The sequence below is a fragment of the Marinobacter sp. genome, from assembly GCF_041690455.1.
Taxonomy (GTDB): Bacteria; Pseudomonadota; Gammaproteobacteria; order Pseudomonadales; family Oleiphilaceae; genus Marinobacter.
In genome coordinates this window covers 19,578-34,380 of the sequence record NZ_JAWLHI010000024.1, presented here as the reverse complement: position 1 = coordinate 34,380, position 14,803 = coordinate 19,578, and the positions used below count along the sequence as shown (strand labels likewise).

General features: G+C 62.0%; 12 protein-coding genes. 6 read left to right on the top strand and 6 right to left on the bottom strand.

Features of this window, described 5'->3' with window-relative positions; all coding sequences use genetic code 11:
• The first annotated feature begins 28 nt into the window (after window positions 1-28).
• The gene (locus ACESMW_RS07715) at window positions 29-631 is read left to right on the top strand and encodes a hypothetical protein (RefSeq protein WP_372986465.1); all 603 of its coding nucleotides are present in this window, start codon (window positions 29-31) and stop codon (window positions 629-631) included.
• A gap of 140 nt (window positions 632-771) precedes the next feature.
• A complete protein-coding gene (locus tag ACESMW_RS07710) occupies window positions 772-2,853 on the top strand; it encodes a patatin-like phospholipase family protein (RefSeq protein WP_372986482.1) in 2,082 nt (693 codons plus the stop codon).
• 9 nt (window positions 2,854-2,862) lie between these two features.
• Here the strand turns inward: ACESMW_RS07710 and ACESMW_RS07705 are convergent, their stop codons facing one another.
• The 3 genes from ACESMW_RS07705 to ACESMW_RS07695 form a co-directional block, all read right to left on the bottom strand.
• A complete protein-coding gene (locus ACESMW_RS07705) occupies window positions 2,863-3,537 on the bottom strand; it encodes a GntR family transcriptional regulator (protein ID WP_372986464.1) in 675 nt (224 codons plus the stop codon).
• Between the two features lie 83 nt (window positions 3,538-3,620).
• Window positions 3,621-5,051 (bottom strand): cardiolipin synthase, encoded by a 1,431-nt coding sequence (gene cls / locus ACESMW_RS07700; RefSeq protein ID WP_372986481.1) that lies wholly within the window; start codon window positions 5,049-5,051, stop codon window positions 3,621-3,623.
• Window positions 5,051-6,127, bottom strand: coding sequence for an AraC family transcriptional regulator (locus tag ACESMW_RS07695; RefSeq protein WP_372986463.1), 1,077 nt, complete (start codon window positions 6,125-6,127; stop codon window positions 5,051-5,053). Before ACESMW_RS07695 ends, cls begins: the two co-directional genes overlap by 1 nt.
• Window positions 6,128-6,518: 391 nt before the next feature.
• Between ACESMW_RS07695 and ACESMW_RS07690 the strand changes: the two genes are divergently transcribed.
• The 4 genes from ACESMW_RS07690 to ACESMW_RS07675 all read left to right on the top strand — a co-directional run bounded on the left by ACESMW_RS07690 (window position 6,519) and on the right by ACESMW_RS07675 (window position 10,054).
• Complete coding sequence (locus ACESMW_RS07690; protein ID WP_372986462.1) at window positions 6,519-7,316, top strand: alpha/beta fold hydrolase; 798 nt, start codon at window positions 6,519-6,521, stop codon at window positions 7,314-7,316.
• Between the two features lie 110 nt (window positions 7,317-7,426).
• Window positions 7,427-8,515: an SMP-30/gluconolactonase/LRE family protein gene (locus tag ACESMW_RS07685; RefSeq protein WP_372986461.1), complete on the top strand. Its 1,089-nt coding sequence runs from the start codon at window positions 7,427-7,429 to the stop codon at window positions 8,513-8,515.
• Window positions 8,512-8,985 carry an acyl-CoA thioesterase gene (locus tag ACESMW_RS07680; RefSeq protein ID WP_372986460.1) on the top strand — a complete coding sequence of 158 codons (474 nt, stop codon included), beginning with the start codon at window positions 8,512-8,514 and terminating at the stop codon, window positions 8,983-8,985. The genes ACESMW_RS07685 and ACESMW_RS07680 overlap by 4 nt, the downstream gene beginning before the upstream one ends.
• A gap of 85 nt (window positions 8,986-9,070) precedes the next feature.
• Window positions 9,071-10,054, top strand: coding sequence for an NADP-dependent oxidoreductase (locus tag ACESMW_RS07675; RefSeq protein WP_372986459.1), 984 nt, complete (start codon window positions 9,071-9,073; stop codon window positions 10,052-10,054).
• Between the two features lie 32 nt (window positions 10,055-10,086).
• On the opposite strand, the gene ACESMW_RS07670 is transcribed toward ACESMW_RS07675, so the two are convergent.
• The 3 genes from ACESMW_RS07670 to ACESMW_RS07660 form a co-directional block, all read right to left on the bottom strand.
• A complete protein-coding gene (locus tag ACESMW_RS07670) occupies window positions 10,087-11,964 on the bottom strand; it encodes a cation:proton antiporter (RefSeq protein ID WP_372986458.1) in 1,878 nt (625 codons plus the stop codon).
• Between the two features lie 19 nt (window positions 11,965-11,983).
• Window positions 11,984-12,775, bottom strand: coding sequence for a tRNA cyclic N6-threonylcarbamoyladenosine(37) synthase TcdA (gene tcdA, locus ACESMW_RS07665; protein ID WP_091997406.1), 792 nt, complete (start codon window positions 12,773-12,775; stop codon window positions 11,984-11,986).
• 135 nt (window positions 12,776-12,910) lie between these two features.
• On the bottom strand, window positions 12,911-14,686 hold the full coding sequence (locus ACESMW_RS07660) for an acyl-CoA dehydrogenase C-terminal domain-containing protein (RefSeq protein ID WP_372986457.1): 1,776 nt from the start codon (window positions 14,684-14,686) through the stop codon (window positions 12,911-12,913).
• Window positions 14,687-14,803 lie beyond the last annotated feature (117 nt).

Sequence of the window (14,803 nt, the reverse complement as noted above, 5' to 3'; positions counted from 1 at the left end):
GAGCGAAAACGGTAGGGAGAGAGCCATCATGTTTCAGCTGGTATTCAAAGGCGAGTGTGTTGCAGGAACCGATGAGCAGACGGCAAGAAACAACGCCCGGGCGCTGTTCAAGGCCTCTGTGGAGCAGGTCGAACGGATGTTCAGTGGCCAGCCTGTGGTCATACGCAACAAGCTCAAGGAGGCTCAGGCCGAGAAGTACCGGGCGGTGCTGAAAAAGCATGGCATGGTGGCCTATGTGCAACCCATGCCCGGTGCCCGGCCCGCGCCAGAGCCGTCACGCTCCGGGGCCGAGGCTCCGGTGCGCAGCGAGCCGGCACCCAAACCGACCGCAAGCGCCCCTGCGCCGGCCAGCGATGGTGCAACTCCGAAGGTAGAACCGGGGGATCGGTTGGCGGTAGCCGGAGAGAAGGTGGACGACATCCTCGCTGGCAGTGGTCTCAACCTCGATCCCGTCGGGGTGAACCTGGTAGAGCATCAGGAAGCCGAGGCGCCGATGTTCGAGCACCTGGATGACTGGACCCTGGCGCCGGCGGGTTCGGACCTCGGGGTAGAGCGGGAGCTGCCGCCGCCCATGGTCCCGGATGTCTCGCACCTGTCCCTGGTCGACGAGGATGACAAGGACAAACGCTGAGTGTATCTGGTAACAGGACGCGTCCGTTGAAAACTCTGATTATCCTGCTTCTGTGTCTGCTGGTGCCGGTATCCCTGTTGGCGCAAGAGCGCGAGCGTGCCCGCGTGGGCCTGGTACTCAGCGGTGGCGGGGCCAAGGGCATGGCCCATGTCGGGGTACTCCGGGTGCTGGAGGAAATGAATATTCCGGTGGATGTGGTGGTGGGCACCAGCGCGGGTTCTGCGGTCGGTGCCCTTTATGCCTCAGGCATGTCGGTTGCCAGGATCGAGGAGCGGTTCATCGAAATGGACTGGCTGTCCAGTTTCCGGGATGACCCGGGCCGGGCCTACAAACCGATCCGGCGCAAGCAAGATGACTGGCGGTTTCCGGTCTTGCCCGGTCTCGGTGTCCGTGCCGATGGTTTTCATGTCGGTGGCGGGATTGTCGCCGGTCAGAACCTGGGTTTCATTCTTAACGAACTGACCCGTAATGCTGCGTTGGTCGAGGACTTTGACCGGCTGGCGATTCCGTTCCGGGCCGTGGCTACCGACCTGGGCACAGGGGAGCAGGTGGTCATCGGCCGCGGCAACCTGGCTGAGGCGGTCCGGGCGAGCATGAGTATTCCGGGTGTCTACGCCCCGGTGGAGCTGGACGGCCGCCTGCTGGTGGATGGCGGTGTCGCCAACAACCTGCCGGTGAGTGTGGCCAGGGATATGGGCGCAGAGGTGATCATCGCCGTGGATATCACTGATCCGCTCATGGACACCGATGACCTGCGGGAGGCCTTTTCCGTGGTGGGCCAGCTCACCACCCTGCTGACCCGCCGCAATACGGACCAGCAGCTGGACCTGCTTGGTGAGCAGGACATCCTGATCCGGCCGGACCTGTCGGGGCACTCCTCGGCGGACTTCTACCAGGCGCCGCTGCTGTTCGAGCTGGGTGCGACCGCTGCCCGCAACCATGCCAGCGAGCTTAGACCATTACAGGTTTCACGCACCGACTGGACCGCCTACAAGGCGCGGATGGCCAGCCGGGCCTTCAGTGCCGGCCCGATTGCCCGCATCGAGATTGAGAGTAGTGGACGGCTCGCCCGGGATTTCCTGCGGGAGAGAATTCGCCAGCCCGTTGGTGAGCCTTTGGATGTCCCGGCCCTGGAGGAGGATCTTAAATGGATCTACGGTCTTGGCTATTACGAAACCGTTTCCTACTCGCTGTCTCCCTCTCCGGATGGCACCGTGCTGGTTATCCAGCCCCGGGAAAAGACCTGGGGGCCCAATTACCTGTCCTTCGGGCTTGGCTACGAGGACAATTTCGATGGCGAAACCCGGTTCAATATCGCCTCCGCATTGCGCATGACCGAACTCAACCGGCTGGGGGGCGAGTGGCATACCGGCCTGCAACTGGGCACCGAACCCTGGGTCAGGACCCAGTGGTATCAGCCCCTGGACTATGGCTACGACCGCTTCCTGGTCCTGGGTGGTGAGTATTCCCGGGATAGTTTCGGCGTTTATGACGAAGCCGGCCGGCAGATCGCCGAGGTGGATGTTACGTTCCGATCCGCGGATCTGGTCCTGGGGATGGAGCTGGGCGGTGATGCCGAAGCCCGGCTGACCTACACCCGCGGCTACGCCACGGTGGATGAGGAACTGGGGGAGCCGGTCGCGCCGGAAGACGCCATCCACCAGGGCAACGTGATACTGCGACTGGTCCATGATTCCCTGAACGATTCGTTTTTCCCCACCGCCGGGGCCTTTGCCGGCGTCAAGGCCCGGTTTGAACGGGAAGACCTCGGGTCGGACCGTCATTTTGACTCGGTGACCACGCTGCTTCTTGGCACCGGAAGCTGGCAGGGCCTGACCCTGACAGGACTGATGTTTGCGGAGGATGTGACCCGGGGCGAGGCCGGGGTTGAGAACCATGTCCGGTTGGGTGGCTTCCGGCGCCTGTCAGCGTTTGCCCCTGGCCAGATTACCGGCGAGAGCGCCGCCATGGCGGCAGCCTATGCCAGTCAGAGTTTTGGCGGTCCGCTGATGCCGTGGTTTGCCGGTGTCGGGGTCGAGGCAGGTAACGCCTGGGATTCCCTGGGTGATGCCAGCTGGAATGGTTCGGTCCGGTCCTGGAGCCTGTTTGCGGGGGTGGACACGTTCCTTGGACCGGTCCAGTTGGCGGGTGCCTACAACAACGAGGACAACTGGAGCGCATACCTCAACATCGGCTTCTCCTTCACCCAGCTGTTCTATTGAGGAGGCCGGTCAGCTCCGCTGTTCGTTCCCGGCAATGGCGTCCAGTACCTGCTGGCACTGTTGCAGGGCGAAACGGTGGAGGATGCCGGCAAGGCGTTCTTCGTCGCGGTCCCGGATCGCGCTGATGGACTCTTCCATGTTGGCGAGGTTGTCCTCCAGCACCTGGCTGCCACCGTGCTGGAACGCAGCGAAGGCGCAACGCCGGGCTGAGGGCCAGAGGTCATCAATGGCGTTCACGATGAAGTAGTTGTCGGCGTAGACCAGGGACGCCTTGGTGTATTCGATGCCCAGCTCGAGGAACTTCATCAGGTCATTGTTCTGGTAACAGGCTTTCATCTGCCGGTGCAGTGACTCAAGCCGCTCCATGTCTGACGGTTGCCACTGGCGCACCAGCTTTCGTCCCGTGTGGGTGAGGTAGAGCTCGAGGGTCTCGTACAGGCTCCGCACAAAGTAGTCGTCAAGGGTCGTGACGAATGCGCCTTTGCGTGGGACGTTGCGCACCAGGTGCCGCTTTTCCAGCAGGAGTAACCCTTCCCGTATTGATCCATGGCTGACATTCATCTGCTTGGCCATGGAGCCCTCGTAAATACGCTCGCCGGAGCGAAGCTGGCCAAAAACGATGAGGTTTTCGATGTGGCGGGCGACCTGCTCGGTCAGGGTCTCACGGGGTTTGAAAGCGTTCATGTCGGTTTACGGCTACTGCATGGAATTGGAATTGCTCGCATATTCGCACATTCCAGTGGCCGGGAGCCAGTCTGAGGCCGGTGTCACAGCAGGGGGGCGCTGAGGCGGATGGCCCGGCAGGTCAGCCGGAACAGGATCGAGCGGTCCCGGTAGTCGCGCTCTGTCATCAGCCGGCAACTTTTCAGGTCCTCCTCCAGCATCTGCTCGACATCTGACACGAATTGTCGGTCGGTGTTGATGGCGGTGATCTCGAAGTTCAGGCGCATGGAACGGTTGTCCAGGTTGGCAGTACCCACGGCGGCATAGCGGTCATCCACCAGCACCACCTTCTGGTGCATGAAGCCCGGCTGATAGCGATAGATGCCGATGCCGGCCTGACTGGCCTGCACCAGGTAGGAGTAGGCGGCCAGTTTGATCAGGTGATTGTCCGGGGTTTCCGGGATCAGGATGCGGACATCGACGCCCCGAAGTGCCGCAAGCTGCAGGGCATTCATGATCTGGAAGTCCGGGACGAAGTAGGGTGAGGCAATCCAGATCCTGGACCGGGCGTTGTTGATACAGTTCAGGAAAAACAGGGTGCAGGTCTCCCAGGTATCGGCCGGTCCGGTGGGAAGGATCAGCACTTCCTGGTCGCCCGGGGTGTGCTCGCCGGCACTCCAGTCCAGGTTGGGCAGCTCGTCACTGGCCCAATTCCAGTCCTCCAGCCAGGCCAGCTGGAGGCCGCTTACCGCCGGGCCCTCGATCCGGCAGTGGGTGTCCCGTAGGGGATCCTGGTCCATGGCGGTGCCCAGGTATTCATCACCCAGGTTGATGCCGCCGACAAAACCCACCCTGCCGTCACACACCAGCAGCTTCCGGTGGTTTCGGAAGTTGATCTGGAACCGCCGCCGGCGGATGTTGCCGTCGCCGAACGAGGCGACCCGTGCGCCGGCCTGGGACATTTCCCGCAGGTACCGGCGGGGCAGGAAGACGCTGCCGATGTCATCGTACAGGAACCAAACCTCCACGCCCTGTGCCAGTTTCCGTTCCAGGATCGATTTGATGCGTTGGCCGACCCGGTCCGAGCGGACGATATAGAATTCGAGCAGGATGTAGCGGCGGGCATCCTCCATGGCTTCGAACAGGGCTTCGAAGGTGGCTTCGCCGTCGCGCAGCAGGGTGCACTGGTTGCCAGCGGTGAAGGGCTGGCGGCCAAGTTTGCACAACACCTGCAATTCATCCTGGAAGCGGTCATTGCCGGGGGCCGGGATGGATGTGGTCTGCTGCTCGAACCGATTGAGCAGGTCGGTCAGGGATTCGTCACCCATCCGTCTGGCCTTGACGTAACCACCGAACCGGTTCCGGCCGATCAGCAGGAACAGGGGCACAGTGAGGTACGGAAGACCCAGTAAACCTATGATCCAGGCGATGGCGCCCTGGGACGTGCGGTAGGTCAGCAGGATCCTGTAGATACATGCCAGTGCCGCCAGGTAAAGCAGGCCGATAGCAATGGCGATCAGCGAAAAGCCCTCCATCATTGTGTACTCCCCGGGTTCGTGCTGCCAGTGCCGGCGCCCAGGTGTTCGGCCCGGTATTGGGCCGGCGCCCGGCCGGTCCAACGCTTGAACGCCCTACTGAAGGCGCTGAGCTCGGAAAAGCCCAGCAGGAAGGCGATCTCACCCAGCGCGTAATGGTCGGCGGCAACATAACGCAGAGCCTTGTCCTTGCGCACCTCCTCAACCAGCTCGTGGAAGCCCAGCCCTTCCTTCTTGAGTTTGCGGTAGAGGGTCTGGCGGCTCATGTGACACTGGCGGGCGAGGGTGTCGGCATCAATCCGGTCGGTCGCCATCTGCCGGGAAATCAGCCGGCGGATTTTCCGGCTGAAGGAGCGGCGGGTCTGCAGTCGGGCCAGCAGGAAATTCACCTGGCGAAGAACCGCCGAATACACATAGGGATTGCGGTGAGGTATCGGATGGCTCAGGTGCCGGGTATCAAAGGCAACGCGGGTGATGCCATGCCCGAAACTCACCTGGTCGCCCAGCAGGACCTCGTATTCATTGGCGTAGGATGGCTTTTCATGGGCGATCTCGGTCCATTCGGCCTGGAAACCGGGGTGGATGAAGTGCCGGGTCCGGCTCATGGCGGCGGCCAGGGTCCGGTCCATATCCTGGCGACAGTAGTGTTCCGGGGCATCCGGTTGCCAGGTCAGGATGGCGGTGTCGCCGCTCTGCTCGAAGGTGAGGATGACCGATTCGTTGATCAGCCGGTGCAGGCGGACATATTGGGTCACCGCCTCGCCCAGGGTGTCGCAGTTGAAAAACACGTGCCCCACCAGACCCATACGTTCCGGGTCGACCAGCTTGCCGGCATGGAGTCCGACACCGGGGTCCCCGGTGATCTGTTCGGCATACTCCCACAGCTGGTAATGGGCCTCGGCAGGCACCCGGCGGTCAGGATCTTCGAGCTCACCGGTGCCCAGCCCGATGATTCGGGCGATCCGGCTCCGGTCCAGCACACCCTGGCGCTCCAGGTAATGCACCAGCGCCAACGTGCTGGAGGCGGCAACGCCGGGAGTCGGGGCTGTAGGGGTATCCGGGTGCGAGGAACTCACAACATTCCTTCTGAAAGTTAACAGGCTGTCATGGACACTGGTACAAAATGTCAAGCGTATGGGACAACTTGTCAACGGCCTCTTTGCCATACAACGATAGCATCAACACATCAGGTTGGAGTAATGAATGCACACTTGATGGAGGTGTTGTATGGATCAGGAAATCTTTGTGCCCCATAGCGAGCAGGAACGCAAAAACGTGATTGCTCTTGCGGAATACCTGGACAGCATCTTCTACTGCTGATCAGACAGGCGTTCAGCCTATGACCTTAAGCCGGGTATCCCCCCGGCTTTTTTTCGTCCCGACATTCGCCTGCCTTGCTCGCTGGGCTGGCAATGGTAATGTATCCGCTCCGAGAACAATCCTTTCCAATGCGGAGGCTGTCTGTCCATGAGTGTCGAGCTGAATCATCGAATTACCGGCGAAGGCAAACCCCTGATCCTGTTGCATGGCCTGTTCGGGTCACTGGAAAACCTCGGGGGGATCGCGCGCCGGCTGCAGGATGAATGGCAGATCCACGCCCTGGACGAACGCAATCACGGCAGCTCCCCACATACCGATACCATGGACTACCCCTCTATGGCCGAAGATGTTCTGGCCTACATGGATGCCCAGGGGCTGGATAAAGCCTCGATCCTGGGCCATTCCATGGGAGGCAAGGTAGCCATGCAGATTGCCCTGATGGCGCCGGAACGGGTAGAGAAAGTGATCGTCGCCGATATCGCACCGGTCAGCTACAAACCCCGTCATGACGCCATTCTCGAGGGGCTGAGAAGTCTCGACCTGTCCGCCGTGCGCTCCCGTCAGGATGCCGACAAGCTGTTGGCGGAGTTCGTCGAGACCCCCGGCGTCCGGCAGTTCCTGCTCAAGAACCTGGAGCGGGTGCCCAGCGAGGAGCAGACTGCCGACAGCCCTATGTTCCGGTGGCGGCTGAACCTTCCGGTGATCGATGCCTGTTATGAAAACCTGGCCAAAGCGCCGGAGGGGGACGGCCCCTTCAATGGCCCGGTCCTGTTCCTCAAGGGCGCGGAATCTGCCTACATCCAGGAAAAGCACCGGGACCAGATCATGCAGCTGTTTCCGTCGGCCGAGCTGCGTATCATCCAGGACACCGGCCACTGGCTGCATGCCGAGAAAGCCGATACCTTTGCCGCCCTTTGCCGCCGTTTCCTCGAGAACGAAGACTGAATCCGTGGCCTTCTGACGCGGGCCGTTTTCATGGTCTGGCCCCTGTCTGCTATGGTTAGGCCATTGTCCTCGCGGGGAAATTGGAAAATAACAACGGGCGGACGCACTCTATGAAGTGGTTGTTGATCGGGTTGCTGGTGGTGTTTCTTTTGCTCGGCAGTTTTCTGCTGACGCCGTCGCCCATTGACAGCAAGGCCTGGGAACCGCCCTCGCCACCACCGCTGACCGGGATCCTGGCGCCCAACGAACGGCTTCGGCTGGCGGACCTGCTGGCCCGCGGCCAGGTCTATGGCCCGGAAGACACCACGGTCGGACCGGACGGCGTTCTGTACAGCGGTACCCAGGACGGGTTCATCGTCCGCGTCTTCCCGGACGGGCGCATGGAGAGCTGGCTGGAGACCGGTGGCCGGCCGCTGGGGATGGTGTTTGATCAGAAGGGTAACCTGATTGTTGCAGATGCCTGGAAGGGATTGCTATCCATCGCGCCGGACAAGACCATGACCGTGCTGGCACGGGAAGCCGGAGGCACCCCGTTCCGGTTTACCGACGATGTCGACATCGGTCCGGATGGCACCATCTATTTCACCGATGCCAGCTCACGCTTCCATCAGCCGGACTACCGGCTCGACCTGCTGGAGATGCGCCCCCACGGTCGTCTTCTGCGTTATTCACCCCGCACCGGTCGGGCCGAGGTCCTGCTGGGTAACCTGCACTTCGCCAACGGCGTCGCGGTTTCGCCGGACGGAGACTTTGTTCTGGTCAACGAGACCTGGAAATACCGGATCCTGCGCTACTGGCTACAAGGCCCCCGTGCCGGCCGGGCCGAAGTCTTTGCCGACAACCTGCCCGGATTCCCGGATAACCTGGCGGTGGATGATGAAGGCCGATTCTGGGTAGCGTTCCCCACACTGCGCAATGCCCAGGTGGATGCCCTGCACCGGTCGCCGTGGCTCAAGGATCTGGTCGCAAAGCTCCCGGACAGCCTGAAACCGGCGCCCCAGGAATATGGCCTGGTGGTGGCCTTCGACCGGGACGGTAATCCCATTACCAGTCTGCACGATACCCGCGGCACTCACTTGCAGGAAATCACCTCGGTGAATCCCCACGACGGGGTTCTATACTTTGGTTCACTTCACAACGACCGTATCGGGCGGCTACCGTTGCACGCCATTCCGGGGCTCGGAGACACTGACGAATGACCGCCGACCAGAACATTGATTGGGATCTGCCGGATCCCTTCACCCTCGAGATTACCGTGCGCGAGGAGGACACCGATCGCCTCGGGCACGCCAACAACGTGGTTTACGTCCGCTGGCTGGAAGACGTCAGCTGGGCCCACATCGAGAGCCTGGGTATGACATGGGAGCTGCACGAGTCCACCGGTAAAGCCATGGCGATCACCCGTACCGAGATCGATTACCTGGCCTCCGCCAACGCGGGGGACCGGCTCATCCTGGGTACCTGGCTGACCGGGTTTGACGGGCGCTTCCGCTCTTCCCGCCAGTTCCAGCTGGTGCGCCCGGCGGATGGCAAAACCCTGGTGCGGGCGGTTTCCACCCATGCCTGCGTCAACATGAAAACCCAGCGACCGTCCCGGGCACCGCAGGTGTTTGCCGAGATCCTGTCGGCGGCCTCGGTCAGCGGCGGCAAGGGCCTGGCCCCGGACTGAGCTTCCCCGGAGCCCGTTTTCTGCTAGTCTGAAAGCGTCTGCCTCAGTTAGCACCGACCATTACCACCGAAGTCTGGAGAGACCCATGGAACCCACTAACGAAAATAACATCGACACTTCCATGCGCCACGTGGTCTATGACCGTTTTGGTGAACGGGATGTCCTGCAGGTGGTCGAGAGCCCGGTGCCACAGCCTGACGATGGCCAGGTGCTGGTGCGGGTTCATGGCGCCGGCCTGAACCCGATTGACTGGAAGACCCGCAAGGGGCTGGGCTTTGCGGCGCGCCAGATCGAGAACTCGCTGCCCTGGACGCCCGGCTATGATGTGGCCGGCGAGGTGGTTGCCGTAGGCGACGGTGTTACCACCCTGGCGCCGGGAGACCGCGTGATGGGCATGGTGGGGTTCCCGGCCGCCGGCGGCGGCTACGCCGAGTATGCCCTGGCCGCGGCCGATGAGCTGGCGATCGTGCCCGAGGAACTCGACCTGGTGACGGCCGGAGGTGTGCCCCTGGCGGCACTGACTGCCTGGCAGGGGCTGTTCGAGATGGGCAAGCTGGAATCCGGCCAGAAGATCCTGATCCACGCCGGTGCCGGTGGTGTCGGCCATTTCGCGGTGCAGTTCGCCCTGGAGCGGGGTGCCCATGTGATTGCCACGGCCTCCGCGCGAAACCGCGATTTTCTGGCGGAGCTGGGGGTTCACGAAGTGATCGACTACCACACCACCGACTTTGCCGACGACTGCTACGGCCTGGACATGGTGCTGGACCTGATGGGCGGCGATGTGGGCAAGCGTTCCCTGCACACTTTGGGTGAAAACGGTGTCCTGGTGACCATTCCCACGGTAACCGCGGACGAGATTATCAGCATCGCCGAAGAAATGGGGCTGCGGGCCCACGGTATGACCGTACGCCCGGATGTCTTCCACCTGGAGGAGATTGCCGAGCTGATCGAGGACGGCGATGTGCGGGTGCACGTGGACGGCCAATTTACCCTCGATCAGGTGCGGGAAGCCCACGAAGCGCTTGAAGGTGGGCATGTCCGGGGCAAGCTGGTGCTGGACTGTCGCTGAGGGCTCTTTACCACCGCTGAGGGCTCCGGCCCTCAGTCTTGATCTTCCGCGTCCCCGGCCTTTTCGGCTGCCGCTTTTGCAGCTTTCCCTCCGTTGTTTTTCTCCTTGCGTTCCTTCTGCGGCTGGGGCGGTACCAGGCTGATCAGCACCCAGTCTTGCTCCGGTTTCAGGTCTTCCATCTTGCAGACCGGCGAGATGTAACCCTTGCTGTCGAACACGAACAGTACCAGGGCCTGGCGCTGGTATTTCTCCAGGAAATCCTCGTAGCTGAACTCCTCGCTCAGTTGGGTGGTTCGTACCGTATAGCCCTGGCTGGCGAGGCTTGCCAGCTTGGCGTAGCTGACGCCGTCGAACAGTCCCCGGGTCATCTGGATTTTTTCTGCCGTCTGGTGGCGCGCCTTCTGGTCCTGGTCTCCCTCGGCCAGACTGAACACACAGTTCTTCCCGAACCAGTCCAGGAAATGGTAGGTGGCCAGTGAATTCATGTGCTTGTAGGGTGAGATGACCAGCAGCTTGCCAACGCCGGTCAGGTCCAGGTGGGTTGAGGCGTGCTCGGACACCGGGTTCCCGAAGTAGACCTGAAGGTTATCCATGCGGGCCTGGCGAACATTCTCCCAGTTGGTGTCGGCCAGGGTGACCGGGACCTCATGCTTCTTCAGAGCCTGGGCAATCATCCGGGCGACATTGTTGGCACCCAGGATCAGGAAGCCGTATTCGGCCGGCTCCGCGACCTTGAGCAGCCGTGCCACTGGTCGCGCCGTCAGACTCTGCAGGGTGACCGTGGCAATGATCAGCATGAACACCAGTGGCACCAGGGTGCCGGCGCTTTCATAGCCGAGCTTCTGGAGCTGGAATGCGAACAACGCCGAGACCGCGGCCGCCACGATGCCCCGGGGCGCGATCCAGCTCAGGAACAGTTTTTCCCGAAGGTTGAGGTCGGTGCCGATGGCCGACAGGAAGATGCTCAGCGGGCGGGCCACCAGCATCAGGGCGGCCAGGACCACGACCAGGGCCCAGCCAAGCTCGGCAATGGCCGCGAACTCCACACGGGCAGCCAGGATGATGAACAGGGCGGAGATCAGCAGGACACTGAGGGATTCCTTGAATTCGAGGATACTCTCGATCGGTACCCGCTTCATGTTGGCCATCCAGATGCCCATGATGGTGACCGTGAGCAGGCCGGATTCGTGCGCCAGTTCGTTGGAAATGGCGTAGACCCCGAGCATGAAGGTCAGGGTGCCGGCATTGTGCAGGTACTGGGGAATCCAGTGCTTGCGCAGCACCAGACCGTTCAGGTAGCCGGCCGCCGCCCCGATCAGGAAACCCACCATCAGGGTCTTGCCGAAAATATAAAGAGAATGACTGAAGACGTTGCCCTGACCCCAGGAAACGATACCCTCGAACACCAGTACCGCAAGCAGGGCCCCCACCGGATCGATGATGATGCCTTCCCAGCGCAGGATGTTGGCCAGCTTGGACTTCGGGCGGACCGATCTCAACAGGGGTGCAATCACGGTAGGACCGGTAACAATGGAAATGGCACCAAACAGCAGTGCAACTTCCCAGGACACCTCGAGAGCCCAGCGTGCCACCAGGGTGCCGATCAGGCAGGTGACGATGGAGCCGACCGGCACCAGATTACGCACCATCTTGCCGTGGCCGCGAATCTCTTCGTAGCGAAGGGTCAGGCTGCCCTCGAACAGGATAATGGCCACCGCCAGTGAAATCACCGGGAACAGCAGTTCCCCGAATACCTGCTCTGGTACCAGGAAGCCGAAGAGCGGTCCCGCGGCGATACCGCCGGCCAGGAGGAACAGGATGGCCGGCATTCGGACCCGCCAGGCCAGCCACTGGCAGAACAGGGACAGGACGCCGATGCTGGCGAGAAGCATGACAGTGCTGAGAGGCATAGGTTTCAGGTCCTTTGAATTACAGGTTGGCGCGCCTGGCAATACGGTTGAGCAGGCGCGACGCCGCAATAAATCCGAAACTGGCGGTCACCGGGCTGGCGGCCCCGAAGCCGGAGGCGCAGTCCAGCCGGACCGGGCCGTTGCTGGCCGGTTTCTGCAGGCACACTTCACCATCTCCCGCAGGATACGTGAGCTGCTCAAGTGAGTATACGGCCTCTATGCCAAATCGCCGCTTGGGGTTGCGGGAGAAACCGTATTCCCGCCGCAACAGGTTGCGGACCTTGGCGAGCAGCGGGTCCTGGGTGGTTTTGGCAAGGTCTGCCACCTGGATCTGTGTGGGATCCATCTGGCCACCGGCGCCGCCGGCACAGACCAGTGGAATCTTGCGTCGCTGGCAGTGGGCGATCAGGGCGGCCTTGGCCTTGACGCTGTCGATGGCATCCACCACCCCGGTCATCTCGGGGGTAATCAGCTCGGCGGCATTTTTCGGGGTCAGGAAGCCAAAATGAACCCGTACCTCGGCATGGGGGTTGATAGTTCTCAGCCGATCGGCCATGGCGTCGGTCTTGGTGCGACCGTATTGTCCTTCCAGGGCATGCAGCTGTCGGTTGGTGTTGGATACACAGATGTCATCCATGTCGATCAGTGTGAGGGTACCGATACCGCTGCGGGCCAGAGCCTCGGCCGCCCACGAACCGACTCCGCCGAGGCCGACGATGGCGATGTGGGCATTCCGGAATGCGTCCAGGGCACGGCGGCCATAGAGCCGCTCGATTCCCCCGAAACGAAAAGCGTAATCGTCCGCGGACATTCAGCCTCCGTCAGTAGCCGGACTTTGCCGGCGCGAATCAAAGGGGGCAATTGTAACCCAGGCAACCAGGGTAGACGAAAAGCAGGGACAAAAAAGCCACGCCCGACGGCGTGGCCGTGAGGTGCTATCCGGTCATCAGGCAGCCCAATGGTCATCGGAAAATGCCATCAGGCTGTCCTTGCCGCTCTCGATGTCCCTGAGCAGCCAGTCGATTTCCGGCAGCAGCTTCTGGAAATAGAAACGGGCGGATACCTGCTTGGCTTCGAGCAACGGCTGGTTGCCCTCGCCGCTGGCAAGTTGTTCGCCGGCAACACGGGCCATGCGTGACCACAGGTAACCGATCACGGTCAGGGCCATCAGGCGCAGGTAGGGTGTCGCGGCCGCACCGGCCTGCTCGGGATCCTTGGGAGCGTTGCTGGCAAGCCATAGAGTGGCCTGTTCCAATGCCTTGATCGCACCTTTCAGTTCCTCGCGATGGGGCGCCTCCGGGTTGTCCCTGAGGTAGCCGGTCAGTGTGCCAAACAGGGTACGCACCAGCTGGCCGCCCTTGAGTGACAGTTTGCGGCCCACCAGGTCCATGGCCTGGATGCCGTTGGTGCCCTCGTAGATGCGGGCAATCCGGCCGTCCCGGACCAGCTGCTCCAGCGGCCAATCGGTGGTGAAGCCGGAGCCACCGAGGACCTGCAAGCCGGTGTTGGCGTTGTTGAAGCCCTCGTCGGTCAGGAATGCCTTGACCACCGGGGTCAACAGCTGCACCAGATCATCGGCGGACTCACGAACGGCCGCATCCGGGTGCGCCACCGACAGGTCGAGCTGGTGGCCGGTGAACAGGGCGAGGGCGCGCATGCCCTCGTTCAGCACTTTCTGGCGCATCAGCATGCGGCGCACGTCCGGATGCACGATGATCGGGTCGGCCGGGCCGTCCGGGTTTTTCGGGCCGCTGAGCGAACGGCTCTGCAGGCGCTCCCGGGCAAAGCCGAGGCTCTCCTGGTAGGCCATTTCGGCGAGGCCAAGGCCCTGCATGCCGACCATCAGGCGGGCCTCGTTCATCATGGTGAACATGGCCCGCATACCGTCATTGGGTTCGCCCACCAGCCAGCCTTTGGCGCCCTCAAAGTTCATCACGCAGGTGGCGGAGCCCTTGATGCCCATCTTGTGCTCCAGGCCGCCACAGAAGGCCGGGTTGCGCTCGCCGGATTCCGGCAGGAACTTGGGTACCACGAACAGGGAAATGCCCTTGGTGGTATCCGGCGCACCGGGCAGCTTGGCCAGAACCAGGTGCACAATGTTGTCGACCAGATCGTGCTCTCCGCCGGTAATCCAGATCTTGGTCCCCTCCAGGCTGTAGCTGCCGTCATCGTTGGGCGTGGCCCGGGTACGGATCAGGCCCAGGTCGGTGCCGCACTGGGGTTCGGTCAGACACATGGTGCCGGTCCACTCACCGGAAATCAGCTTTTCCAGGTAGGTCTGCCTGAGCTCTTCGGAACCATGGGCATAAAGGGCGCTGATGGCTCCGTGGGTCAGGCCCGGATACATGCCCAGTGACAGATTGGTGGAGCACACCATTTCATCCACCACGAACTTGAGGGTGTGAGGCAGGCCCTGGCCGCCGAACTCCAGGGGCGCGTCGAGGGCGGTCCAGCCGCCGTCAACAAATTTGCGGTAGGCCTCTTTGAATCCATCCGGAGTCGTCACGCTCCGGGTTTGCGGATCGTACTGACAGCCTTGCCGGTCACCGGTCTGGTTGGTGGGTTGGATGATTTCCGCCGCCAGTTTGCCGGCTTCGTCAATCACCGCAGACATCAGATCCGGTGTGGCGTCGGCGTACTTTTCCAGCTCGTGCAGCTTGTCTGCTCCCAAGACATCAAAAAGCAGGAAGCGAAGGTCATTCGCAGGTGCCTGGTATTGCATGGACGCTCTCCTCGTCGTTTTCAGGTCAGTCAGCCTGGATGTGATGGGCCCGGGCGTCTCAACCCGGTTCTCGTCTTCAAACTGGTGATTCATACGGCTGTTTGAACACTTTGGTCT